Genomic DNA, 23,689 nt, shown 5'->3' with positions numbered 1-23,689 from the left:
GCACCACCCCCGCCTGCACCTGCCCGCCCATGTAGGGCACGACCATGGCCTCGGCCCCCGCCAGGCACACGCACGGCAGCCAGCCCGCCAGCAGGAGCCCACGTATCCGAGGGTCGGCCAGCAACCGCCGGTTCACGCGGAGCGTCTCGCGGACCGCGCCGCCCGCGGGCACGCCCCGCGCCGGCCTCTGCGGCAGCCCGATTCGCAGCACCACCGCGGCCACCACCGACAGGCCCGCGGTGACGGCCAGCGCCCCCGAGGGACCCGCGAAGGCCAGGAACGCGCCCCCGGCCGCCAGCCCCAGGATCTGCGCGCCGGCGGAGGCGACGTTGAGCACCGAGCGCCCCAGCACGAACGCGTCCCCGGGCAGCACCTCGGGCAGCATCGCCGCCCGCGCGGCGAAGAACACCGGCGAGAACAGCCCGGTGACCAGCACCAGCGCCAGCAGCGCCCACACCGGCAGCCCCGCGTACGCCAGCAGCAGGCACGTCACCGCCCTGACCAGCTCGCCGACGATCATCAACGCCCGCGGCGGCACCCGATCGGCCAGCGAGAGCAGGAACAGTCCACCGAAGATGAACGGCAGCCAGCCGGCCATGTAGGCGGCGGCCGACAGGCCGGGAGAGCCGGTCCGCGTGTACACCAGCACGGACAGGGCCAGCATCTTGATCACGTCCCCGGCGATCAGCAGCGCGAAGCTGCCGAACAGCACCCGGAACTCCTTGACGGCGAACACCTCGCCGAACGTCGCACTCTTCACGATCACGATGGTGCGGAGCAACCCAGCCATAGAGCGACTTTTTCGGATATAACCGAAAGGTGCTCGTGAGCATCGAGGTCACCCCGCAGGATCTGGTGGCCAGCAGGTTCGCCATCTCGCCGCTGATCGAGACCATGCACGCGCAGTGGGTGCTCGCGGGCCGGACCCAGGCAGGCGTGCACGGTAAATGGGTGGTGCGGTGGCGGGAGACGTACCAGGAGCTCGTGCGAGAGCACCCGGTCCTGCGGGCGGCAGCGGCGGTCAGCGGCAACGTGGGCAGCACGAACGTCGACTTCATCGCGCCCCCGCCCACGGCCGTGGACGTGTCGTTCGAGGACGAGCTGGCCGCCATGCGCGGGACGCCGCTGGAGCAGGCGCACGCGGAGATCGCCAAGGTGCTGGCCGGCCGCCCGGTGGCGGGCTGGGTCAAGGACCTGCTGCTGGGCCCGTACGTGGTGGAGCTGCTCGCGGACGCGTACGAGGCGCTGTGGACGCGGATCCTCTCCCACGAGTGGCCGCGATTGCGGGCCGTCCTGCAGCGAGACGTGGCCCAGCGGGCGGGACGGCTGGCGGCCTACGGCTGGGCGGCGGCGCTCGAGGACCTCAGCCCCCGCGTCCACTGGCGGCGCCGCGGGCACATCGACATCGAGATGATCTCGATCGGCGGGACCCACCGGCTCGGCGGCAAGGGGCTGCTCTTCCTGCCTTCGGCGTTCATGAGCAGCATCGCGGTCTACCTCGAGGACGCCTGGCCGTACGCGATGATCTACCCCGCCAGGGGGACCGCGGCCGCTCCGCCCGCGCCTGACGCCGACCTGTCGCTGCTGATGGGCCGCAGCCGCGCGCGCATCCTCGCCGAGCTGTCCGAGCCCGCCACGACTACGCAGCTCGCGGTCCTGCTCGGGCAGAGCGTCGGCACCACGGGCGGCCATCTGGCGGCGCTGCGAAGGACGGGCCTGATCGCCGGCACCCGCACGGGCCGCAGCGTCCTGTACGCCCGCACGCCACTCGGCGACGCCTTGATCAACGGCTAGCCTTTCCCCGGAAAGATATAGTGTTTGCGCATCAGTTCTGCAAATTTGTTCACGGATCTCATCCAGGAGCGCGCATGAATGCCGCCGACGTCGCACCCGACGCGCAGCAGACCAGGTTCCCGCATGAGCTGATGTACGCGGCGGCGCAGCAGTACTACATGGAGGACGCCACGCAGGGCGACATCGCCAAGCGGCTCGGCGTCTCCAGGGCGACCGTGAGCAGGCTGCTCACCGAGGCCCGCAGGCAGGGCATCGTCGAGATCAAGGTGCACCGGCCGGCCACGCTGGCGGAGGGCCCGCTGGCCGACGAGGTGGCCCAGGCGCTCAACCTGCGGCACGTCTACCTGGTCCCCAAGGCCAGCGGCCCCACCCTGGGCCCCTGGCTGGCGCCAGGCGTGGCCCGCGCGCTGGCCGCCGTGGGCCTGGAGTCCGGCGACGTCGTGCTCGTCTCTTCGGGCACCACGGTCTACGAGTGCGCCCGCGAAGGGCTCGGCCAGTTCCCCGGCGTCACGATCGCGCCCGCGGTCGGCGGGCAGGAGGAGCCGCAGCCCTGGTTCCAGACCAACGAGACCACCCGCATCCTGGCCGAACGCGTCGGCGGCGTGCCCGCCTATCTCTACGCGCCCGCGCTGCCCGGTCCCGAGCTGTTCTACTCACTGCAGCACGAGCCGTCCGTGCGCCGGGTCATGGACCTGTGGGCGCACGCCAAGTGCGCGATCGTCGGCGTCGGCTCGGCGCCGCTGATGCGGCAGATGGTGCCCGCCCTCATGCCGCGCGACGCCGAGAGCCTGCGCCAGGCCGTGGGCGACGTGTGCATGCGCGTCTACGACCGCGACGGCGCCCCGGTGACCTATCCGGGCAGCGAGCGACTGGTGGCCGCGGCGCCGGAAAACCTGCGCCGCATCCCGGCCGTGATCGCGGTCGCGGTGGGTGCCGAGAAGGTGCTGTCGATCGTCGCGGGAGCCAAGGGCGGCTACTTCAACCAGCTCGTCACGGACACGCCGACCGCGGAGGGCCTGGTCGCCGCCGCCCGCCAGCTCTGAACATTTTTGCTGGACAAACGTTCCGCACGCGCGCTAACGTGAGCCGCACCACAGGACATGCCCTCCTGTGAGGGCATGTCCCATGTCTCGGGGGCAGCGAGCGTCATGAATCCGTCCGCGAGGACGCAGCGAGTGAGGAACGAACCCGTGAATAGAGCTCAGATGCGGACCTCCGCGTTCGCCGCAGTGGCAGTGCTCGCCGGCTCGGTGCTGGCCGCGTGCGGCTCAGGCTCCGGCTCCGCCGGCGGGAACACCGGCGGCGGCGACGTCGAGAGCGCCAAGGTCGCCTTCCTCATGCCCGACCTCGCGTCGACCCGATACGAACTGCAGGACAAGCCGCTGTTCGAGGCCAGGATGAAGGAACTGTGCCCGACGTGCGAGGTCATCTATCAGAACGCCGACTCCGACGCCGCCAAGCAGCAGCAGCAGGCCGACTCCGCGCTCGCCCAGGGCGTCAAGGCCATCGTGCTCGACCCGGTCGACTCCGCGGCCGCGGCCACCATCGTCAAGTCGGCGCAGTCGCAGCAGGTGCCGGTCATCGCCTACGACCGGCCGATCCCGGCCACACCCGCCGACTACTACATCTCGTTCGACAACGAGAAGATCGGCCAGATGATCGCCCAGTCCCTCGTCGACCACCTGAAGGCGGAGAAGGCCGAGGGCGGGATCCTCGAGGTCAACGGCTCGCCCACGGACGCGGCGGCCGGGCTGATCAAGAAGGGCATCCACAGCGCGGTCGACCCGAGCGGCTTCAAGCTGCTGGCCGAGTACGACACCCCCGACTGGCAGCCGGAGAAGGCCCAGACCTGGGTCAGCGGTCAGATCACGCAGTTCAAGGACCAGATCGTCGGCGTGGTCGCGGCCAACGACGGCACCGGCGGCGGCTCGATCGCCGCGTTCAAGGCCGCAGGCGTGAAGGTGCCGCCGGTCACCGGCAACGACGCCGAGGTGGCCGCCGCGCAGCGCATCATCGCCGGCGACCAGTACAACACGATCTCCAAGCCCATCAAGATCGTCGCTACGGCGTCGGCCAACGTGGCCTGGGAGTTCATGCAGGGCAAGAAGCCCGCCGGCAAGACCACGCTGTACAACACGCCGTCCGAGCTGTTCGTCCCCACGGTCGTGACCAAGGAGAACATCAAGGAAGTGCTGTTCGACAGCGGCATCATGAAGGCCGCCGACGTCTGCGCCGGCGACTACGCCAAGGGCTGCGACGAGCTCGGGATCAAGTGATGACCGTCCTCTCGCTGCGCGGGATCAGCAAGACCTTCGGGGCCGTCGCCGCGCTCACCGACGTCGACCTCGAAGTGGCCGCCGGCCAGGTCGTCGCCGTCGTCGGGGACAACGGCGCGGGCAAGTCGACCCTCGTCAAGATCCTTTCGGGCGTGCACCCGCCCGACTCGGGCACGATCACCTTCGAGGGCCGCGAGGTCGAGATCCCGACCCCGGCCGCCGCGCACAAGCTCGGCATTGCCACCGTCTTCCAGGACCTGGCGCTGTGCGAGAACCTCAACGTCATCCAGAACTTGTTTCTCGGCCAGGAGATCCGCCCGCTGCGGCTGAACGACGTGGCCATGGAGACCCGCTCGTGGGAGCTGCTCCGCCAGCTCTCCGCCAAGATCCCGAGCGTACGGGTGCCGGTCGCGGCGCTGTCCGGCGGCCAGCGGCAGACGGTCGCCATCGCCAGGTCGCTGCTCGGCGACCCGAAGGTGATCATCCTGGACGAGCCCACGGCCGCGCTCGGCGTGGCGCAGACGGCCGAGGTGCTCAACCTGGTCGAGCGGCTGCGCGAGAACGGCCTGGGCGTCATCATGATCAGCCACAACATGGCCGACGTGAAGGCCGTCGCCGACACCGTGGCGGTGCTGCGGCTCGGCCGCAACAACGGGGTGTTCGACGTGGGCGAGGTCTCCACCGAGGACATCATCGCCGCCATCACCGGCGCCACCGACAACGCGGTGTCCCGGCGGGCGGCGGCATATGGCGACCGAACCCGCCTCACGGAGTGAGGCCATGAATACAGGCGCAGGAAGGACAGCCGTCATGAGCACACTGACGCGGGCGCAGGAAGGACAGGCGTCGTGAGCACACTGACGACCGACCGGCAGGACGAGCGGCTCCAGGATCGCGAGGGGCTGCGCGGCGCGCTCGCCGACGTGGTCGAGCGGGCCCGCGGCGGCGACCTGGGCGTCATCCCCGTCGTGGTGGGGCTCGTGGTCATCTGGACGGTCCTGCAGCTCCTCAACCCGATCTTCCTGTCCAGCGCGAACCTGGTGAACCTCACGCTGGAGTCAGCCGCCGTCGGCATCATCGCTCTCGGCATCGTGTGCGTGCTGCTCGTGGGCCAGATCGACCTGTCCGTCGGCTCGGTCAGCGGGCTGTCGGGCGCGGTGCTCGCGGTGCTGTTCGTGGGCGAGGGGCTGCCGGTCTGGCTGGCCATCGCGGCCGCGGTGATCATGGGTGCGGTGATCGGGTGGCTGTACGGGCAGTTGTTCAACCGGTTCGGCGTGCCCAGCTTCGTGATCACGCTGGCCGGGCTGCTGGCCTTCCTCGGGCTCCAGCTGTACGTGCTGGGCACCAGGGGGTCGATCAACCTGCCGTTCGACTCGGGGCTGGTGAACTTCGCGCAGCTGGACTTCGTACCGGCGTGGCTGTCGTACACGTTCGCGATGATCGCGGCGGTCTGGCTGTTCGCCACCGGCTACCTGTACGCCCGCGAGCGGCGCCGGGCGGGTCTGTCGGCCAGGAGCGTGTCCACGCTGGCGGTCAGGAGCGCGGCGCTGCTGGCGGTGCTGGCGTTCGTGGTCTGGTACCTCGGCCAGACGCGCGGCGTCGGCTGGATGTTCGTCTTCTTCGTGGCGCTGGTGCTGATCATGCACTACCTGCTGTCGCGGACGAAGTGGGGCCGCGCGGTCTACGCCGTGGGCGGCAACGTCGAGGCCGCGCGCCGGGCGGGCATCAACGTCAAGGCGATCTACACCTCGGTGTTCGTGCTCTGTTCGACGTTCGCGGCGGTCGGCGGCATCCTGGCCGCGGCCCGGCTCGCGGCGGCCAACCAGAGCAGCGGCGCGGGCGACGTCAACCTCAACGCCATCGCGGCGGCCGTGATCGGCGGGACGAGCCTGTTCGGCGGGCGCGGCACGGCGTTCGGCGCGCTGCTCGGGATCATCGTGATCCAGTCGATCTCCAGCGGCCTGACGCTGCTGAACCTGGACTCCTCGATCCGGTTCGTGGTCACCGGGGCCGTGCTGCTGCTCGCCGTGATCGTCGACTCCGTGTCGCGCCGGTCGAGGACTTCCCACGGCAGGGCCTGATGACAGTTCCTGCCAACTCGGGAGCTCCGCGCCCTTCGTATCTTGCCAACTCGGGAGCTCCGCGCCCTTCGTACATCTGCGTGGACGCGGGGACCACGGTCATCAAGGCGGTCGCGTACGACGCCGCGGGCGCGGAGGCCGTCGTCGCCCGGCGCGGGACCGTGGTGTCCAGGCCCGCGCCGGGCCACGCCGAGCAGGACATGAACGCGGTCTGGGACGCGGTCGTGGCCACGGTGCGCGAGGTCGCGGCCCAGGTCGACGCGGTGGAGTTCGTGGCGGTCACGGCCCAGGGCGACGGCTGCTGGCTGGTCGGCGCGGACGGCGAGCCGACCGGGCCCGCCATTCTCTGGAACGACGCCCGCGCGGCGGCGACCGTGGACGCCTGGACGCGGGATGGGCTGGCCGCGGCGGCGTTCCGGATCAACGGGTCGTCGGCCGCGTCCGGACTGCCGCATGCGATCCTGACCTGGCTGCGCGCGAACGATCCCGGGCGGCTCGACCGGTCGGCCGCCATGCTCACCTGCGGCGGCTGGATCTTCTGCCGCCTCACCGGCGAGCTGATGGCGGAGGAGTCGGACGCCTCGGCGCCGTTCATGGACCTGCGGGCGCGCGCCTACTCGCCGTCGCTGCCGGCCATGTTCGGCATGGAATGGGCCGAGCGGCTGCTGCCCCAGGTCCGCTCGTGCCCCGTCGCCGAGCTGACGCCGGCCGCCGCCGCGACGCTCGGCCTGCCCGCCGGGACGCCCGTTGTGATGGCCCCGTACGACATCGCCGCGACGGCGCTGGGCGCGGGCGCGGTGCGGGCCGGGCAGGCGTGCGCCATCCTCGGGACGACGCTGTGCACCGAGGTCGTCGTCGAGTCCCCCGGCCTGGAGGGCGAGCCGATCGGCGTCACGATCGCGCTGCCCGGCGGCTACCTGCGGGCCTTCCCCACGTTCGCGGGCACGGAGGTGGTGCAGTGGACGTGCCGCCTGCTGGGCCTGCGCGACCCGGCCGAGCTGGGCGAGCTGGCCGCGCTGAGCGCGCCGGGCGCGGGCGGGCTGACATTCCTGCCGTACCTGTCGCCGGCCGGGGAGCGAGCGCCGTTCTCCGATCCCCTCGCGCGGGGCGCGATGCTCGGCATGTCGCTCGAACACGGCCGTGAGCACGTCGCGCGAGCGGCGCTCGAAGGGCTCACGATGGTGATCAAGGACTGCCTGGTGGCCACCGGCGCGGCGCCGACGGAGCTGCGGGTATGCGGCGGCGGGTCGGCCAGCGCCGCGTGGCTCGGGCTGATCGCCGACGTGACGGGGCTGCCGGTGCGCCGCTCGGCCGACGCCGAGGTGGGAGCACGGGGCGCTTACCTCGTGGGGCTGGCCGCGACGGGCGCCACGCCGTCCATCGCCGCCGCGGCCGCTGAACACGTGCGGCTGCGCGACGTCGTGGAGCCCGACCCCGCCCGGCGGTCGCTCTACGTACAGCTGTTCGACGACTTCCTGAACCTACGCGGGACCAGCGCGGTTTCGTGGCCGTTGCTGAGCGAGATGCGGGGTCGTACATGAGCGAGCGAACGATCACGTTCGTGCGACCGACGAAGGAGGGCGCATGAACGTGTGGATCGGCATCGACCTCGGGACGCAGAGCGTGCGGGCGATGGCCGTCGGCGAGACCGGCGAGGTGCTCGGCGCGGCCGGTCGCCCGCTGACCAGCCACCGCGACGGACCGCGCCACGAGCAGGACCCCGAGGAGTGGTGGCGCGCGCTGGCCGCCGCCACCAGAGAGGCGCTGCGGGAGGTGCCGCCGTCGCGGGTCGCGGGCGTGGCCGTGGCCGCGACGTCTGGAACGATCCTGCTCACCGGCACCGACGGCCGCGCGCTGACCCCGGCGCTCATGTACGACGACCGGCGGGCCGGCGCCGAGCGAGTCAACGAGGCAGGCGCGGCCGTGTGGGAGCGGCTCGGCTACCGGCGCATGCAGCCCAATTGGGCGCTGCCGAAGCTGCTGTGGCTGTTCAGGGACGCTCCCGCGGGGGCGCGGGCCGCGCATCAGAGCGACTTCGTCAACCGGCGGCTGGTCGGGCACGAGGTAGCCACCGACCTGAGCAACGCGCTGAAGACCGGCGTGGACCTGATCGAGGAGCGCTGGCCCGCCGAGGTGCTGAACCTGCTTCCCCCGGGGTCCCTCCCCGACGTGGTACGTCCGGGCGCCCGGCTGGGGGTGGTCTGCGAGGACGCCTCTGCGCAAACCGGCATCCCGGCAGGCACACCGGTGATCGCCGGCACCACGGACGGCTGCGCGGCCCAGCTCGGCGCGGGGGCCCTGCGGGTGGGGAGCTGGAACTCGGTGCTCGGCACGACGCTGGTCCTGAAGGGTGTGACGAAGGAGCTGATCCACGACCCGCTCGGCGTGGTCTACTCCCACCGCGCGCCGGACGGCTCGTGGCTGCCGGGCGGGGCATCCAGCACGGGCGCAGGCGTCCTGACACGCGAGCTGCCGGGCCGGGATCTCGACGCGCTGAGCGCGCACGCCGCGGCCCGCTTCGGCAGTCCGGCGCCCGGGTCCCGCGGCTCGGCCGGATGGCCGGCGGCCGCTCCCGTGACCTACCCTCTCGTGTCGCGCGGCGAGCGCTTCCCGTTCGACGCCCCCCACGCCGAGACCTTCACCCTTGGCGAGCCGGCCGACGACGTCGAGCGTTACCTGGCGATCCTGCTGGGCGCGGCCTTCGTGGAGCGCCTCTGCTTCGACTACCTCGACCTGCTCGGCGCCCCCGTGGACGGGGAGATCATCCTGACCGGCGGCGCCACGAAGAGCGCATTCTGGACCCGGCTCAGGGCGGACGTCCTGGGACGTCCCGTGACGCTGCGGGAGAACGCCGAACCCGCACTCGGCATGGCCGTCCTCGCCGGCGGCGACCCCGCCCGGATGATCAGGACCCGCGCCGTGGTGGAACCGTCCGGGGAAGACCTGCGGGAGCCGTACCTGCGCTTCGTCGGAGAGCTGGAGCGGCGCGGGTGGCTCCCCGGAAGAGCCGCGAACCACGCCCGTGAGAGGACCTCCCGATGACCGACCTCGTACTTGTCCGCCACGGCCAGACCGTCTGGCACGCCGAGAACCGCTACGCCGGAGTCAGCGACGTCGAGCTGACCCCGCACGGTCACGCCCAGGCCGCCCAGCTGGCCGAATGGGCCGCGAACGCGGGCCTGGAAGCAGTCTGGGCCTCCACGCTCAGCCGGGCCAGGATCACCGCCGAGGCCGCCGCCGCCAAGGCGGGCGTCGCGCTCCGGAGCGACGCCCGGCTGCGCGAGCTGGACTTCGGCGACGGAGAGGGCCTGACCGCGGCGGAGATGAAGGCCCGCTTCCCCGAGGCACGCGCCGCCTTCGAGGCCGACCCCGCGGAGCACCCGCTCCCGAGTGGCGAGGACCCGCACCGGGCCGCCGCCCGCTTCGTGGACGCGCTGGACGACATCGCCGCCGCGCACCCCGGCGGGCGCGTGCTCGTGGTGGCCCACACGACGGCCATCAGGCTCGCCCTGTGCCGGCTGATCGGGGTGCCGCTCGGCGAATACCGCCGGCTGTTCCCGCGCCTGGACAACTGCGCGCTGACCGAGTTGCGCCCGCCGGAGCTCGGCGAGCACGGGCGGGCCGCGCTGCTGCAGTACAACTCCCCGATTGGAGCCGTTCGTTGACCATCCGAGTCCTGGCCGCAGGCGACCACTTCGTCCAGAACCGCCTGCTTGTCCACGCGCTCAGGCGCGAGGTCCCCGGCGAGGTGGACATCCGCGAGCTGACGCTGCCCTGGCCGGTGGAGCCGTTCGGCCGGGTGGGCGAGGTGGACGAGGCGTCGGACGTGGAGGACGAGCTGATCGAGGCGCTGCGCGGCGTCGAGGTCTGCGTGACCCAGATGGCCCCGCTGACCAAGCGCGTCCTCGACGCCTCCCCCGACCTGCGGCTGTTCTGCGTGAGCCGGGGCGGCCCGGTGAACGCCAACCTGGAGGCGGCGGCGCGGGCGGGTGTCGCGGTGACGTACGCGCCGGGGCGCAACGCGGTGGCCACCGCCGAGCACACCCTGGCCATGCTGCTGGCCGCCACCCGCAGGATCCCCCAGACCCATGCCGACCTGGCCGGGGGCGTGTGGCGGGGCGACTACTACATGTACGACAACGTCGGCCCCGAGCTGGAGGGCAACACGGTCGGCCTGGTCGGCTACGGCGCGATCGGCCGCCGCGTGGCGCGCATGCTGGCGGGCTTCGGCGCGGACGTGCTCGTCCACGACCCGTACGTCGACGTCACCGGCCAGGTCGGGCTGGACGAGCTGCTCCGCCGCTCGCAGTTCGTCTCCCTGCACGCCCGCGCCACTCCGGAGACCGCCGGCATGATCGGCGCGGCCGAGATCGCCGCCATGCCCCGCGGCTCGGTCCTGGTCAACTGCGCCCGCGGCGCGCTGCTCGACTACGACGCCATGTGCGACGCGCTGGACTCGGGCCACCTGTTCGGCGCCGCGATGGACGTCTTCTCGGAGGAGCCCATCCCGGCGGGCTCGCGCCTGCTCGCGACGCCGAACCTGGTGATGACTCCGCACCTGGCCGGAGCCAGCAAGGAGACGGCGATGAAGGCGGCCGCGATCGTGGCCGCGGACGTGGCCCGCTACGTGCGCGGCGAGCCACTCGCCCACCGCGCTACCCCTTGAGCGCGCCCGCCATGAGCCCGCGCATGAAGAACCGGCCCAGCACGATGTAGATGATCATCGTGGGGACGGACGCCAGGATAGCCGCCGCCATCTGCTGGCTGTACGGGGTGGCCTGCGCACCCGCGATGTTGTTCAGCATCACGGTCGTCGGCCAGCTCGTCGGCCCGGTCAGGAAGACGGCGAACAGGAAGTCGTTCCACAGCGAGGTGAACTGCCAGATGATGACCACCGCGATCGCGGGCCCGGACACCGGCAGCATGATCGACCAGTACGCCCGCAGCATGCCGGCCCCGTCCACCCGCGACGCCTCGATCAGCTCGTCGGGGATCGTGACGTAGTAGTTGCGGAAGATCAGCGTGCAGATCGGGATGCCGTAGACGACGTGGGCCAGCACCAGCCCGGGGATGCCGCCGTAGAAGACGCCGTCGAGCCCGGTCAGCTCGTTCAGCCCCACCAGCAGCTGCACCAGCGGGATCATCACCCCCTGGTACGGGATGAACATGCCGAACAGGAACAGCGTGAACAGCACGTCCGCCCCGGGGAATCGCCACTTGGACAGCACGTAGCCGTTCATGGAGCCGAGCGCGCACGACAGGAGCGAGCCCGGCACGGCCAGCAGCACGCTGTTCCACAGTCCCGGCGCGAGCTTCTCCCACGCCACCCGCCACGCCTCAATCGTCCACGTCCGCGGCAGGTTCCAGGCCTGGCCCGGGTCCGCCTCCGAGAGCGGCTTGAAGCTGGTGACCAGCAGCACGTAGATCGGGATGAGGAAGATCACCACGAAGATGACCAGCAGGCCGAACCGCATCCAGGGGAACCCCTGCGCCCTGCGCCCGGCCACCGCCGTCATGATTTCCTCTCCTTACGCACGGACCAGATCAGGTACGGAATGACGAAGATCGCCACGCTCACCACGATGTAGGACGCGATCGTGGCCCCCTTGGCCGGATCGTGCGAGTCGAACACCGCCACCCACATGAACACCGCCGGCACGTCGGTGATGATCTGCTTCCCCGACACCGCGACGATCAGATCGAACACCTTGAGCGAGATGTGCCCCAGGATGATCAGCGCCGACAGGGTCACCGGCCGCAGCATGGGCAGCACGACGTACCGGTAGACGCCCCACTCGGTGCAGCCGTCCACCCGCGCCGCCTCTCGCAGCTCTTCGGGCACACCCCGGAACCCCGCCAGGAACAAAGCCATGACATATCCGGACATCTGCCAGATGGCGGGCAGCGCCATCGCCGCCATCCCCCAGTCCTGGTCCCTGAACCACTGCCACTGCGGCAGCCCGAGCCAGTCGAACAGCCGGTTCAGCCCGACCGCCCGCTCCCCCGTCCCTGAGTTCATCAGCCACCGCCACACGATCCCGGTGGCGACGAACGAGATGGCCATCGGGAACAGGTAGATCGCCCGGAACGTCCCCTCGCCCTTGATCCCCTTCTCCATGAGGAACGCCAGGAGCCAGCCGAGCAGCAGCGCCCCCAGCACGAACACGACCGTGAACACGATCGTGTGGTTCACCGAGAGATGCCATCGGGGCTGGTCCCAGATGTCGATGAAGTTCGTCAGCCCCACGAACTCGCCCTCGGACACCTCATCGTGCTTGTCGGTCATGGCCAGCCGGAAGTTCCAGCCGAGCAGGCCGTACACGAAGACGCCGATCGCGATGATCGACGGGGTGACGAGGAGGAGCCCGGGCAGCCACGCGCGTGCCCGCCTCACAACCATTCCCTCCCACGGGTGCGGCAGGCGCGCCCGCGCCTGCCGCACCCCACGAGCCGAGTTACTGAGCGTTTGCCGCGGCCGCGTCGGCCAGCCCCTGCTGCAGGGCCTTGACGTCCTTGCTGCCGATGAACAGCCCGACCGCCTCGGTGATCGATGCCAGCCACGGCTGGTTCACCGCGACGCCGTGCTGGATCGACCCGGCGAGCTTGTTGCTCGACCAGTCCTCCAGCGCGTCGGCCAGGTAGTCGGTGTAGAGCGACTGGTCGGCGTCCTTGCGGGCGGGGATGGAGCCCTTCTTCGGGTTGAAGGCGTCCTGGCCCTCCTTACTGGCCGCGACCTTCAGCCAGGCGGCGGCCCCGTCACGGTTCTTGGCGCCCTTGGGCAGGGTGAAGCTGTCGGACAGCCACAGGTACGTGCCCTCGGTCCCGGGGGCCGGCGCCCAGTCGAAGTCGGTCTTCGACGTCTTGCCCAGGCCGCCCTCGGGCGGGTTGTGGAAGTAGCCGTACGCCCAGTCGCCCATGACGTTGAACGCGGCCTCGCCGTCGGCCACCTGCTTGGCCGCGGGCTGCCAGTCGTCCTGCGGGTCGCCCGCGTACGACATGATCTTGGCGAAGCTCTCCAGCGCCTTGGTCACCTCCGGGCTGTTCCAGTTCGCGCCCGGCTTGAACAGCGCGTTGTAGGCGTCGGTGCCGAGCGAGCCCAGCAGCACGCTCTCCAGCAGGTGGGTGACGGTCCACTCCGACCCGATGGACAGGGGGACCTTGCCCTTGGCCTTGACCTTCTCCAGCGCCGCGACGAACTCGTCGAGCGTCTTGGGAGCGCCCGCCACGCCGGCGTCCTTGAGCACGGCCGGGTTGAACCACAGCACGTTGGACCGGTGGATGTTCACCGGCACCGAATAGATCTTGCCCTCGACGCTGATCTGCTCGACGAGCTGAGCCGGGAAGACGTCCTTCAGTTTCAGCTCGTCGTAGAGGAAGGTCAGGTCCTCGAGGTTGCCGGCCTTGATGTAGCCCTGCAGCTCGGCGCCCGCGTGTCCCTGGAACGTGTCGGGCGGCTGGCTGGCCTGGAGCTTCGACTGCAGCAGCGCCTTGGCCTTGTCGCCGGAGCCGCCCGCCACCGCGGCGTCGAAGAACGTGTAGTTCGGATTCTGCTGCTCGAAGATCTTCCGCATTTCCTGGAGACCGTCGGCCTCACCGGGGCCCGTCCACCAGGAGAAGACCTCAACCTGCTGTTTGCCGCCGCCGCCCGCCGCGGGCGACTGCGTCGCCTGTCCACCGCCGCCACCGCCGCAGGCCGCCAGGCCCAGCACGCTCGCCATCGTGATCGAAACGGTCGCTAACCACCGTCGCATCGCACACCATCCCTTCGAAGTCCCCCCGAAGTAGGTGATTTGACAACGTTGTCAACGATTCTCTTCCCGCTCTTGGTCGTCAAGGGATGGTCGGTAACAGCTCCGCATATTCAGCGAAGGCGCTCCAGCGTCCCCCCGGGGCCCGTCACCACGGTGACACTGAAGTCGTGGCTGGTGCCGGGGAGATCGCCGCCGCCGCAGGCCACCACCAGCGCGCCCTTCGACACGCCGAGACCGACGAGGGCGACCAGATCGCTGCCGCCGCCGGGCCGCCACGTGGTCAGCACCACGTCGGACTCGGCCAGGCCTACCGGGAGGTCGAGCTCGGCCATCCTGGCGAGCAGGTCGGCGTGCGACAGGCGGCGGCCGTCCGCCAGCAGGAGCGCGTCCTGGCGCTTGGCGTCGAGCGCGGGCAGCGCGGTGGGCTCCAGCGTGAGCAGGCTGCGGAAATCGATCGCGTCCAGCGCGGCGCCGAGCGAGACGACCTGGCGCACCCGGGACCCCTCCGCCGCCAGCGTCGCCGTCTCGGCCAGGTCGGGCGTGGTGATCAGGGTACGCGCGTCGCAGGCGCCCAGCCAGGCGGCCACCTCCTCCGCACCGAGCGCGGGATCGATCGGCGCCGCCACCCCGCCGGCGGCCAGCACCGTGTGCACGGCCAGCGTCTGCGCGCCCGCCGTCGAGACGTGCACGCCCACCACCTGGTCGCGCCGGGCACCCCTGCGCACCAGCCCGGAGGCAGCTCTGGTCACCTCGGTCACCAGCCGCCGATAGCCGTAGACGTGGCCGCCGCGCAGGTCGACGAGCGCCGGCCGGTCGCCGCGCTCGTAGGCCCGGCGGAACACCTCGTTGATCACGGTGCCGGTGGTCGAGGCGGTGGGCTTCATGACCGACAACGTACGGCCGCCTCACGGAGCGCAGCATCCACCGATATATGTAGGCCGATGTGCATCTCCACGCCGCCGATGTGCAGACCTGCGCGGGCGGGCCCGAGCCCTGCGCGGCTCGGGCCCGCTGTCACGCGCCCGGTGCCGGACCTCCACCCCTCCGAAGAGGTTCGGCCCCGTGCGGACGCGTGACGTCCCCGATCGATCGGCCGCGACGTCCCCGGCGCGAGGGCGGGGTGCGCGCGGTGCGGTCGATCACTGGAAGCAACGGTAGGCGTGCAGCCGGGCACGGCACATGCGCTGACATGGCCATTCAAAGGTGTAGGCGGACCGGCCCGGCAATGTGTAGACGGGTGGCGCGGTCAGCGGCTCGCGATCACCCACGCGGCGATCTGTGTACGCGTGGAGAAGCCCAGCTTGGCCAGGATGTTGGCCACGTGCCGGGCGGCGGTGGCCGGGCTGATGACCAGTTCGTCGGCGATCGCCCGGTTGCTGAGCCCTCTGGCCACCAGGTCGGCGATCTCGCGCTCTCTAGGCGTGAGCCTGCTCTCCTGCCCGGCCGGGACGACCGGCTCGGCCGACGGCTCGGGCAGCGCCCCGTCGAGCGCGCAGGCCACCGCCTGGTCAGCGGTCATGGCCGTGCCCTCGGCCCACAACACGCCGACCAGCACCTCGCCGAGCGCGGCCCGCGCGGGTCGCAGCACGTCCTCGGTACGCGCGTCCGGCTGGCGGCCGCGCAGCGCCACGGAGGCGGCGGCCAGCAGGATCGCGCGCCGGTGGTCGCCCTCGGCCGCGACCAGGGCCGACCACGCTTCCAGCCGCCTGGCGACGCCGGCCCGCAGCCCCGCGTCGCGGCTGAGCAGCAGCGCCTCGGTGAGCCTGGCCCGGGCCTCCACCAGGTCGCCCTGGTCGAGCGCCACCCTGCCGAGCCCGGCCAGGCAGCTCACGATCTGCTGCCTGGCGTCCACGTGCCGCACCAGGCGCAGCCCCGCCTCGTAGTGCCGCTTGGCGGTCGCCGGATCGCCCGTGCGCCTGGCCACGTGGGCCAGGCCGATGTGGGCGACGGCCTGGCCGTAGTGGTTGTCGAGCTCCTCGCAGATCGACAGGACCTCCTCGAACGCCCGCCGCGCCTCGCACAGGCGGCCCTGGTGCAGGCCGAACTGCCCCCTGGCGACCTGGGCCAGGGCCTCCGTGACGAGGTCGCCGGACTGCCTGGCGATCTCCAGCGCGCGGGTCAGGGCCTCCTGCTCGCCGGTCAGCTGGGCCAGCACGATCGTGCCGACGGCCTCGCCGTACCTGTCCTTGGCCCGCGCGCACAGGTCGAGCCCGGTGCGGGCGCACCTGGTGGCCAGCTCCATGTCGCCCGCCGCCAGCGCCAGCTCGCCGCGCAGGATCATGGCCTGCCCGCGCAGCCCCTGCGGCACCTGCGGCGCGTCCAGCGCCAGCAGCCGGTCGAGCCGCTCGACCATGTCCAGCTTGTGCCCGCTGCCGATCAGCAGGTAGCGGATGTCGATCAGCAGGCCCAGCCCCGTCTCCGGCGTGCCGTTCACGATCGACCAGTCGCAGGCTGCGCCGATCTCGATCTTCAGCCCGTCGAGCAGGTTCACGAGATGCTTGATCACCGTCCACGGCGTGCGCGCGCCAGGCGCCAGCGCCTCCCTGAACCGGGTCGCCAGCCTGGCCAGCGCCATCAGGTGCCGGCGCCGCAGCTCGGCCTCCTCGCCGGAGCCGGCGAGCTGCTCGAGCGCGTATTCGCGGACGGTTTCCAGCAGCCGGTAGCCCGCTTGGCCGGCGATCTCGCCGTCGAGGGCGACCAGTGACTTGTCGACGAGGTCGCAGAGCCTGGGCAGCACCTCCTCCTCCGGCAGGCCGGAGCCCGAGCAGACCCACTCGGCGAGGTCGAGCGTCCAGGAGGAGCGGAAGGCGGCCGTACGGCGCAGCAGCAGCCGTTCCTGCGCGGTGAGCAGCCGGTAGCTCCAGTCGACGGCGGCCCGGAGCGTGCGGTGCCGGGCGGGAGCCGTACGCGCGCCGCCCGCCAGCAGCCTGAACCGGTCGTCGAGCCGCTCCACGAGCTGCCCGACGGACAGCACCCTGACCAGGGCGGCGGCCAGCTCGATGGCCAGCGGCAGCCCGTCGAGCGCCTGGCACAGCGCCACGACCAGCGGCAGCGTCTCGCCGGTCAGCTCGAAGCCGGGCCGGGCGGCGGCGGCCCTGGCCACGAACAGCCGCACGGCCTCGCTCTCCTCGCCGTCCACGCAGAGCGGCGGCACCCGCCACACCGTCTCGCCAGGGACGCGCAGCGGCTCGCGGCTGGTGGCCAGGACGGCCAGCGCGGGGCAGGCTCCGAGCAGGTCGCGGCAGAGCTCGGCGCACTCGCCGACCACGGCCTCGCAGTTGTCGAGCAGCAGCAGCACGCGCCGGTCGCCGATCGTCTCGGCCAGGTCGCCCGCGATGCCGAGCGTGGCGGCGACGTGCCCGCGCAGCTCGCCCTTCTCCAGGTCGGCCAGCTCGATCAGCCACACGCCGCCCGCGTGGCCGGAGGCCATTCTGGCGGCCAACCGCAGGGCGAGCCGGGTCTTCCCGATGCCGCCCGCACCGCACAAGGTCACGGCGCGCGAGACGCGCATCAGTTGAACGAGCTCGTCCATGTCGGACTCGCGGCCCACGAACGTGTTCGATTCGGCCGGCAGGTTGCTGAAGTCGGCAGATCGCGGCATCACTGTGAGTGTGTCATCAACTACGGCGTGCGCCCAGAGATAGTGGAGAACCGGTCAATGCCCACGGACACATTCGGGGCGTAGCGCCCTCCAGGCCAGGGCCTACCGCTGACCGGCGCTCACGCCAGGGCAGCCTCGATCACGGCCCGCGCGATCGGCGCCACGGCCTCGGCCCGCGCGCCGGGATTCTCCAGCACGACCCCCACGGCCACCTCGGGCCTGTCCGCGGGCGCGAAGGCCGTGACGAGCGCTTGATCCTCCGCGCCGGGGACGGTCCGCGAGGTCGCGGTCTTGGCGGCCACCTCCACCCCCGGGATGGCCGCGCCCGTCCCGGTGCCGCCCGCGTGCGTCACCGTGGTCATCATCGCCGCCAGGTGCTTGGCCAGCGTGGGCGACACCGCCGTCCGGTACGGCGTGGGACCGGCGCGGTTGATGACCGAGCCGTCCGGCAGGCGCACCTCCTCCACCAGGTACGGCCGCATCAGCACCCCGTCGTTGGCCACCGCCGCCGACAGCATGGCGATCATCAGCGGCGTGGCCCGGTTCTCGTGGTGCCCGATGGCCGCCAAGGCCGTCTGCGCGCGGTCCGTGGACGGCGGATACCGGCTCGGCGTCGTGGCCAGCGGGATCGCCAGGCCGTCCGCGTTGAACCCGAACGCCTCCGCCTGGTCCCTCAGGACGTCCTGGCCGAGCTGGAGCCCGAGGTTGGCGAACGCGGTGTCGCACGAGACCTGGAAGGCGTACATGAGCATCGGGTGCGCGTCGCGGCAGCCGGGATCGTCGCGGACGGACATGGCGCTCCCGGGCAGCGGCAGCCGCACCGGCGCGTCCAGCAGGCTGGCCGCGCTGTACTCGCCGGAGCCCAGCGCCGCTGCCGTGGTGACCAGCTCGAACGTGGACCCGGGCGGATACGCCCGGTGCAGCGCCCGGTTCAGCAGCGGCTGCGACGGCGCCCGCATGAGCCGCCGCCCCGTCTCGGCCAGCCGGGCGCGGTCGAAGGCGGTGAAGGCGTTCGGGTCGTACGACGGATACGTGGCCAGCGCCAGGATCGCCCCCGTCGCCGGGGCGATGGCCACCACCGCCCCCGGAACGCCCGTCGCCTTGAGACTCTGGTACGCCGCCCACTGCGCCCGATCGCTGATCGTCAACCTGACGTCGGCCCCCTCGTCGGCGCCGTCCCTGACCAGCGACCTGACCTTGACCTTGGCGTCGTCGCCGGACAGGACCGCGTCCTGCGCCTGCTCGATGCCGGTGGAGCGGTGCAGCGACAGGTGGCCGGTGACGGGGGCGTAGAGCTCGCCGTCCTTGTAGACCCTCCGATAGCGGTACGGGCCACCGCCGGCCGGCCGGCTCGTGGCGATGACCGTGCCGTCATAGGTGAGGATGTCGCCGCGCGGATGGCCGAACCTGGTGATCAGCGGCCGCTCGTTCCTGCGGTCGGCGTTGAGCGCCTGCGAGCCGAACGCCTGCACGATCGTGACGTGGGCCAGCAGGGTGAACAGCATCGCCGCGCAGAGCATGGCGACGCGGCGCAGCGACGCGTTGATCCGCCCGCCCTTCGATCCGGCCATGGATCTTGGTTTAGCGACCGGATCGCAAAGGCGGGGCTAGCGGACTCTCCGGTAGTAGGAGATCTTGGTCTGGATGTAGCGCTGGCGCTCGGCCAGGTTCGCGATCTGCGCCTGGACCTGCTGGTCGTGCTCCTCCAGCAGCTTGATCCGGTCGGGGATCGTGTGGTCTCCCGCGCGGACGAGATCGGCGAAGCGCAGCATCGTGGCGATGGGCATGCCGGTGTCGCGCAGGCAGCGCAGCGTGCCGAGCCAGCCGATGTCCTCCTCGCTGAACCTGCGCTGTCCTGCCGCGTTCCTGTCGACACGCTCCAGCAGGCCGATCTTCTCGTAGTAACGCAGGGTGTCGAGGCTGAAGCCGGTCTCCTCGACGGCCTCCGCAGGTGTGTACACGCTCACGCTCCTAGGATCTCACCTGGAGTGCGCTCCAGGTCAACCCGTTGACCTGGAGCACGCTCCAGCTCACAAGGTTGGGGCCATGAACATCGCACTCGGCACGATTCCCTTCGGCACCACCGTCGGCCTGCAGGACACCTTCGCCATCCTGGACCGGTTCCACGAGGCGGGCGGCACCATGCTCGACACCGCCAACAACTACCCGTTCTGGGTGGAGGGCCGCACGGGCGACGAGAGCGAGCAGGCCATCGGGGCCTGGCTGGCCGCCCGCGGCAACCGGGACCAGATCTTCATCAGCACGAAAGCCGGGGCCCGGCCCACCGTCCCCGGTGACACCACCCTGGACTCCGCCGAGGGCCTGTCGGCGCCCGTCATGGCCCGGGCCGCCGAGGGCAGCCTCCGGAGGCTGGGGACCGACTACATCGACCTGTACTGGTCGCACATCGAGGACCGGTCCGTCCCGCTGGAGGAGACGCTCGGGGCGTTCAACGAGCTCGCGACGCAGGGCAAGGTACGCAGCCTGGGCGCGAGCAACATCGCGACCTGGCGGCTCGAACGCGCCAGGAACATCTCGGCGGCGCGGGGTTGGATGCCGTACACGTACCTGCAGCTGCGGCACACGTACCTGCGGCCGCGGCCGCAGGCCAAGCCCGCGGAGGCGGGGCACACGCTGGTGTCGGACGAGACGCTCGACTACCTCGCCGCCGAGCCGGACATGACGTTGTGGGCGTACAACACGCTGATGTTCGGCGCGTACACGCGTCCCGACCGGCCGATCTCCGAGATCTACGACCACCCGGGCACCACCCGCCGCCTCGCCGTCCTCCACGAGGTCGCCAAGGAGCTGGGCGCCACCCCGAACCAGGTGGTCCTGGCCTGGCTGATGGGCGACGGAATCGTCCCCATCGTCGGAGTCTCGACGATGGCCCAGCTCGAGGAGGCCATCGGCGCCGCCGACCTCAAGCTGGACCAGGACCTGCGGGCCCGCCTGGACGCCCCGTGCTGAGGCTCGCACGCAGCCTGCCGCCGCCACCCCTGCGACGCGGCACGCCGCACGGCCTCCGCGTCCCGGGCTTGGGCCGCCGGGGCACTGCACCGGCGACGGCGCCGACCTGACGAGACACCGGCCTGGCAGGCGGATGCGCACCAGCGCGGTCCGCGGCCAGGCCGAGCGGTCGGGGGAGGTTACGGGAGGTGGTCGGCGAGGTAGCGGCGGACCAGGTGCTTGCACTCGGCGATCAGCGCCTCGTCGCCTCGGGGGTTGACGCGGAAGGCGAGCTTGAGCACCGCGTCCGTCGCCTCGACGGCCACCAGCAACGCGCGGTCCAGCCCCGGCCCCGGGGGCGCGTCCAGCAGCTCCCGCGAGAGCGTGCGCAGCCGATCGGCCACGATCGCGTTGTTGTCCTTCGTCCCGTCCAGCGCCCGCTGGGTCCCCTCGATCGCGGGCCCGCCGGGCGCGATGAGCACCTCGCCGAAATCGACGACCGCGAACCCCGGCGTGGTGCGCTTCATGTTCACGAACTCGTCGATGGCCAGGTCGACCAGGTCGGTCCAGTGCCCGAGGTCGGCCGTGGCGATGCACTCGGTGACCCGCTCCAGGAACGCGTCCAGGTTGCGCAGCGCCAGCGCCCGCACCAGCCCCTGCTTGTCGCGGAAGAACTGGTAGAACGTGCCGATCGGCACCTCGGCCCGGCGCGCGACCTCTTTGGTGGTCAGCGCCTCGTATCCGACCTCGTCGAGCAGCACCGCGCACTCGTCGAGCATCCGCTCCACCCGCTCCAAGCTGCGACGTTGGGCAGGACGGCGGCGCAAGATACTCGTCATGCCCCCATCCTGGCCTATTACCAGCAGGTACAGGGAGTCACATGGGCTTCAGTTAACATGAGCCATACTCGCATAACGGCAAGGAGCCCGCGATGTTCCTATGGGGTACGGCCACGGCCGCCTACCAGATCGAAGGCGCCGCGGCGGAGGACGGCAGGGGCGTCTCCGTCTGGGACACCTTCTCCCACGAGCCCGGGCGCACCAGGGACGGGCACACCGGCGACGTGGCGTGCGACCACTACCACCGCTGGCCCGAGGACCTCGGCCTCATGTCCGGCCTGGGGGTGAACGCCTACCGCTTCTCGATCGCCTGGCCGCGCGTCCAGCCGCTCGGCACCGGCGAGGTGAACGCAAAAGGTCTCGACTTCTACGAACGGCTCGTGGACGCCCTGCTGGAGCGGGGCATCCAGCCGGTGCCCACGCTGTTCCACTGGGACCTGCCGCAGGCGCTGGAGGATCGCGGCGGGTGGCTGAATCGTGAAATATCAGAAATCTTCGCCGAGTACGCCTCCACGGTCGCCGAACGCCTGGCCGACCGCGTCCCCCTGTGGATCACCCTGAACGAGCCGTTCGTCCACATGGCCTACGGCTACGCCATGGGCGTCCACGCCCCCGGCCAGGCCCTGCTGACCGGTGCCCTCCCAGCCGCCCACCACCAGCTCCTCGGCCACGGCCTGGCCGTAAGAGCGCTCCGGGCGGCAGGCGCCCGCCAGGTCGCGATCACCAACAACTGCACCCCGGTCTGGCCCGCCTCACAGGAGGAGCCCGACCTGCGGGCAGCCGAGGCCTACGACATCCTCCACAACCGCCTGTTCAACGATCCCGTACTTCTCGGCAAATATCCGGATTTGTCGGCGTACACGCCCGCCCTCGACTTCCTCCACGACGGCGACCTGGAGATCATCTCCACGCCCATCGACGCCCTGGGCGTCAACTACTACAACCCCACCCGCATTGCCGCCCCGGCGGCCGACGGGCTGCCGTTCGCCGACGCGGGCATCACCGGCCACCCCACCACCGCCTTCGGCTGGCCGGTCGTCCCCGACGGCCTGCGCGAGCTGCTGACCGGCCTCAAGACCCGGTACGGCAGCGCCCTCCCGCCTATCCACATCACCGAGAACGGCTGCTCCCAGGAGGACACGGTCACCGAGCACGGCACGATCGAGGACGAGGGCCGCATCGCGTACCTGGAGGCCCACATCGCGGCGATGCGGCGGGCCATGGCCGAGGGCGTGGACGTGCGCGGCTACTTCGTCTGGTCGCTGCTGGACAACTTCGAGTGGGCCGAGGGCTACCACCAGCGCTTCGGCCTGGTCCACGTGGACTTCGAGACCCAGCGCCGCACCCCGAAGGCGTCCTACTCCTGGCTGAAGGCGTTCCTGGAGGGTCAGAACACCGACACGTGAACGTGGTCGTAGTGGTTGGCGGTCACTCCGCCGCGGTCCGACATCGGATCCCAGCCGCCGCCGGAGCGGATGTCGTAGTAGCGCTGCTTCCAGATGATGTACATCACGCCGATCCTGGGGCCGTTCTTGATGAGCCAGGCGGCCAGGGCGTCGCCGTTGGCGGCGTCGGCACCGCCGGCCATGGTGCCGCCTCTTGACATCATGAAGTCGCAGGCCCGGCCCTTGCCGTGCTCGCCGGGGTCGCCGGGACGCAGGCATCCCACGCCGTACCTCATGGGGAAGTTCTGCATGATCTCCGCGCGTACCGAGACCATGCGGGGCGTCAGGCCGTCGGCGCCGCCGGGTTCCTGGAAGCCGAACTTGTTGAGCAGGCGCTCGACCTCGCGGCGCTTGCCCAGCAGGGTCTTGATCTCTTTCTTCAGCTTCTGGATCTTCTCGTTGGCGTCGACCTTCGCGTCCTTGGACGCCTCGATCAGCTTCTGGATTCTCTTGACGCGCTCGGTCCGCTCGGTGGCCATGTAGGCCATGTTGGCCGCGTGCCCCAGCACCTGGTACGGCTCGCCCTCGACGGCGAGGAGCTGGAGGCCGTCGATCGGGCCCGCGATGTAGGCGGTCTGGGCGATGCGCGCCACGTCCGCCTGAGCGGCCTTGAGCTGAGCCTCCAGATCGCCGGACGTGTCGGTGGCCCGCTTCGCCTGGATCCTGATCTCCTCCAGGCTCTGGATCTGACCGCGGTAGAGCTCGTTGAGCCGGGTCGCCTGTTTGGTGAGTTTGCGCAGCTCAGCCGGGGAAGGCTCGGCCGCGGCCGGGGACGGGGCAGGCAGGCCGAGCAGCCCGGCGAGGACGGCGACAAGAACGGCGAACCGCCAGATTCTCACACCCGTCCCCTCCCCTCATAGACGGACCGAAACTATAGAAGATGATCTTTATCCTTGTCATCCGAACGGCAGAACTGCCGTACCTTTGGCGAGGTTTGATCGATTTGTCCAATT

General features: G+C 71.1%; 21 protein-coding genes. 11 read left to right on the top strand and 10 right to left on the bottom strand.

The features are described from left to right. On the bottom strand, positions 1-760 hold a 760-nt coding region (locus EJK15_RS00820), incomplete at its 3' end, for an MFS transporter (RefSeq protein WP_240776681.1). A gap of 65 nt (positions 761-825) precedes the next feature. Between EJK15_RS00820 and EJK15_RS00815 the strand changes: the two genes are divergently transcribed. The 9 genes from EJK15_RS00815 to EJK15_RS00775 all read left to right on the top strand — a co-directional run bounded on the left by EJK15_RS00815 (position 826) and on the right by EJK15_RS00775 (position 10,817). Next, entirely contained in the window at positions 826-1,794 is a 969-nt protein-coding gene (locus tag EJK15_RS00815) for an ArsR/SmtB family transcription factor (protein WP_138708371.1), read from the top strand. A 74-nt stretch (positions 1,795-1,868) separates the two neighbouring features. Continuing rightward, positions 1,869-2,837: a sugar-binding transcriptional regulator gene (locus EJK15_RS00810; protein ID WP_138708370.1), complete on the top strand. Its 969-nt coding sequence runs from the start codon at positions 1,869-1,871 to the stop codon at positions 2,835-2,837. Positions 2,838-2,984: 147 nt separating this feature from the next. Continuing rightward, a complete protein-coding gene (locus EJK15_RS00805) occupies positions 2,985-4,070 on the top strand; it encodes an ABC transporter substrate-binding protein (RefSeq protein WP_206060580.1) in 1,086 nt (361 codons plus the stop codon). Continuing rightward, on the top strand, positions 4,070-4,846 hold the full coding sequence (locus tag EJK15_RS00800; RefSeq protein ID WP_138708369.1) for an ATP-binding cassette domain-containing protein: 777 nt from the start codon (positions 4,070-4,072) through the stop codon (positions 4,844-4,846). Before EJK15_RS00805 ends, EJK15_RS00800 begins: the two co-directional genes overlap by 1 nt. Positions 4,847-4,918: 72 nt before the next feature. After that, complete coding sequence (locus EJK15_RS00795) at positions 4,919-6,151, top strand: sugar ABC transporter permease (protein WP_206060579.1); 1,233 nt, start codon at positions 4,919-4,921, stop codon at positions 6,149-6,151. 80 nt (positions 6,152-6,231) lie between these two features. Continuing rightward, positions 6,232-7,692, top strand: coding sequence for an FGGY-family carbohydrate kinase (locus EJK15_RS00790; protein WP_240776680.1), 1,461 nt, complete (start codon positions 6,232-6,234; stop codon positions 7,690-7,692). Between the two features lie 43 nt (positions 7,693-7,735). Beyond that, on the top strand, positions 7,736-9,193 hold the full coding sequence (locus EJK15_RS00785) for an FGGY-family carbohydrate kinase (protein ID WP_138708367.1): 1,458 nt from the start codon (positions 7,736-7,738) through the stop codon (positions 9,191-9,193). Then, on the top strand, positions 9,190-9,816 hold the full coding sequence (locus EJK15_RS00780) for a histidine phosphatase family protein (RefSeq protein WP_138708366.1): 627 nt from the start codon (positions 9,190-9,192) through the stop codon (positions 9,814-9,816). The genes EJK15_RS00785 and EJK15_RS00780 overlap by 4 nt, the downstream gene beginning before the upstream one ends. Continuing rightward, positions 9,813-10,817: a 2-hydroxyacid dehydrogenase gene (locus tag EJK15_RS00775; protein ID WP_171074027.1), complete on the top strand. Its 1,005-nt coding sequence runs from the start codon at positions 9,813-9,815 to the stop codon at positions 10,815-10,817. The genes EJK15_RS00780 and EJK15_RS00775 overlap by 4 nt, the downstream gene beginning before the upstream one ends. Here EJK15_RS00775 and EJK15_RS00770 read toward each other — a convergent pair. The 7 genes from EJK15_RS00770 to EJK15_RS00740 all read right to left on the bottom strand — a co-directional run bounded on the left by EJK15_RS00770 (position 10,807) and on the right by EJK15_RS00740 (position 19,464). Continuing rightward, on the bottom strand, positions 10,807-11,667 hold the full coding sequence (locus EJK15_RS00770; RefSeq protein ID WP_138708365.1) for a carbohydrate ABC transporter permease: 861 nt from the start codon (positions 11,665-11,667) through the stop codon (positions 10,807-10,809). The two genes, EJK15_RS00775 and EJK15_RS00770, sit on opposite strands and share 11 nt — an antisense overlap. Continuing rightward, positions 11,664-12,551: a carbohydrate ABC transporter permease gene (locus tag EJK15_RS00765; RefSeq protein WP_138708364.1), complete on the bottom strand. Its 888-nt coding sequence runs from the start codon at positions 12,549-12,551 to the stop codon at positions 11,664-11,666. Before EJK15_RS00765 ends, EJK15_RS00770 begins: the two co-directional genes overlap by 4 nt. Before the next feature lie 55 nt (positions 12,552-12,606). Continuing rightward, entirely contained in the window at positions 12,607-13,902 is a 1,296-nt protein-coding gene (locus EJK15_RS00760; protein ID WP_206060578.1) for an ABC transporter substrate-binding protein, read from the bottom strand. 110 nt (positions 13,903-14,012) lie between these two features. Beyond that, positions 14,013-14,786, bottom strand: a complete 774-nt coding sequence (locus tag EJK15_RS00755; protein ID WP_138708363.1) for an AMP-binding protein — start codon at positions 14,784-14,786, stop codon at positions 14,013-14,015. Positions 14,787-15,148: 362 nt separating this feature from the next. After that, entirely contained in the window at positions 15,149-17,503 is a 2,355-nt protein-coding gene (locus tag EJK15_RS00750) for an ATP-binding protein (protein WP_138708362.1), read from the bottom strand. Positions 17,504-17,622: 119 nt separating this feature from the next. After that, positions 17,623-19,074, bottom strand: a complete 1,452-nt coding sequence (locus tag EJK15_RS00745; protein ID WP_138708361.1) for a peptidoglycan D,D-transpeptidase FtsI family protein — start codon at positions 19,072-19,074, stop codon at positions 17,623-17,625. A 36-nt stretch (positions 19,075-19,110) separates the two neighbouring features. After that, complete coding sequence (locus tag EJK15_RS00740; protein WP_338089837.1) at positions 19,111-19,464, bottom strand: MerR family transcriptional regulator; 354 nt, start codon at positions 19,462-19,464, stop codon at positions 19,111-19,113. 85 nt (positions 19,465-19,549) lie between these two features. Here EJK15_RS00740 and EJK15_RS00735 point away from each other — a divergent pair, with 85 nt between their 5' ends. Beyond that, the gene (locus EJK15_RS00735; protein ID WP_138708359.1) at positions 19,550-20,473 is read left to right on the top strand and encodes an aldo/keto reductase; all 924 of its coding nucleotides are present in this window, start codon (positions 19,550-19,552) and stop codon (positions 20,471-20,473) included. A 179-nt stretch (positions 20,474-20,652) separates the two neighbouring features. On the opposite strand, the gene EJK15_RS00730 is transcribed toward EJK15_RS00735, so the two are convergent. Further along, complete coding sequence (locus EJK15_RS00730) at positions 20,653-21,291, bottom strand: TetR/AcrR family transcriptional regulator (protein WP_138708358.1); 639 nt, start codon at positions 21,289-21,291, stop codon at positions 20,653-20,655. Positions 21,292-21,383: 92 nt separating this feature from the next. Between EJK15_RS00730 and EJK15_RS00725 the strand changes: the two genes are divergently transcribed. Beyond that, a complete protein-coding gene (locus tag EJK15_RS00725; protein WP_138708357.1) occupies positions 21,384-22,697 on the top strand; it encodes a GH1 family beta-glucosidase in 1,314 nt (437 codons plus the stop codon). Here EJK15_RS00725 and EJK15_RS00720 read toward each other — a convergent pair. Further along, on the bottom strand, positions 22,679-23,575 hold the full coding sequence (locus EJK15_RS00720) for a VldE C-terminal domain-containing protein (protein ID WP_138708356.1): 897 nt from the start codon (positions 23,573-23,575) through the stop codon (positions 22,679-22,681). The two genes, EJK15_RS00725 and EJK15_RS00720, sit on opposite strands and share 19 nt — an antisense overlap. Positions 23,576-23,689: the final 114 nt, after the last annotated feature.

It is taken from the genome of Nonomuraea basaltis, from assembly GCF_005893125.1.
GTDB lineage: Bacteria > Actinomycetota > Actinomycetes > Streptosporangiales > Streptosporangiaceae > Nonomuraea > Nonomuraea basaltis.
The sequence above is the reverse complement of the archived record's forward strand: the minus strand, read 5'-3'. Positions and strand labels throughout refer to the sequence as shown.

Bases quoted from the DNA above. Each gene is read 5' to 3' on its own strand.
- EJK15_RS00810 (WP_138708370.1), top strand. From the start codon at position 1,869: ATGAATGCCGCCGACGTCGCACCCGACGCGCAGCAGACCAGGTTCCCG.
- EJK15_RS00800 (WP_138708369.1), top strand. From the start codon at position 4,070: ATGACCGTCCTCTCGCTGCGCGGGATCAGCAAGACCTTCGGGGCCGTC.
- EJK15_RS00785 (WP_138708367.1), top strand. From the start codon at position 7,736: ATGAACGTGTGGATCGGCATCGACCTCGGGACGCAGAGCGTGCGGGCG.
- EJK15_RS00780 (WP_138708366.1), top strand. From the start codon at position 9,190: ATGACCGACCTCGTACTTGTCCGCCACGGCCAGACCGTCTGGCACGCC.
- EJK15_RS00770 (WP_138708365.1), bottom strand. From the start codon at position 11,667: ATGACGGCGGTGGCCGGGCGCAGGGCGCAGGGGTTCCCCTGGATGCGG.
- EJK15_RS00765 (WP_138708364.1), bottom strand. From the start codon at position 12,551: ATGGTTGTGAGGCGGGCACGCGCGTGGCTGCCCGGGCTCCTCCTCGTC.
- EJK15_RS00760 (WP_206060578.1), bottom strand. From the start codon at position 13,902: ATGCGACGGTGGTTAGCGACCGTTTCGATCACGATGGCGAGCGTGCTG.
- EJK15_RS00755 (WP_138708363.1), bottom strand. From the start codon at position 14,786: ATGAAGCCCACCGCCTCGACCACCGGCACCGTGATCAACGAGGTGTTC.
- EJK15_RS00750 (WP_138708362.1), bottom strand. From the start codon at position 17,503: ATGCCGCGATCTGCCGACTTCAGCAACCTGCCGGCCGAATCGAACACG.
- EJK15_RS00745 (WP_138708361.1), bottom strand. From the start codon at position 19,074: ATGGCCGGATCGAAGGGCGGGCGGATCAACGCGTCGCTGCGCCGCGTC.
- EJK15_RS00735 (WP_138708359.1), top strand. From the start codon at position 19,550: ATGAACATCGCACTCGGCACGATTCCCTTCGGCACCACCGTCGGCCTG.
- EJK15_RS00730 (WP_138708358.1), bottom strand. From the start codon at position 21,291: ATGACGAGTATCTTGCGCCGCCGTCCTGCCCAACGTCGCAGCTTGGAG.
- EJK15_RS00725 (WP_138708357.1), top strand. From the start codon at position 21,384: ATGTTCCTATGGGGTACGGCCACGGCCGCCTACCAGATCGAAGGCGCC.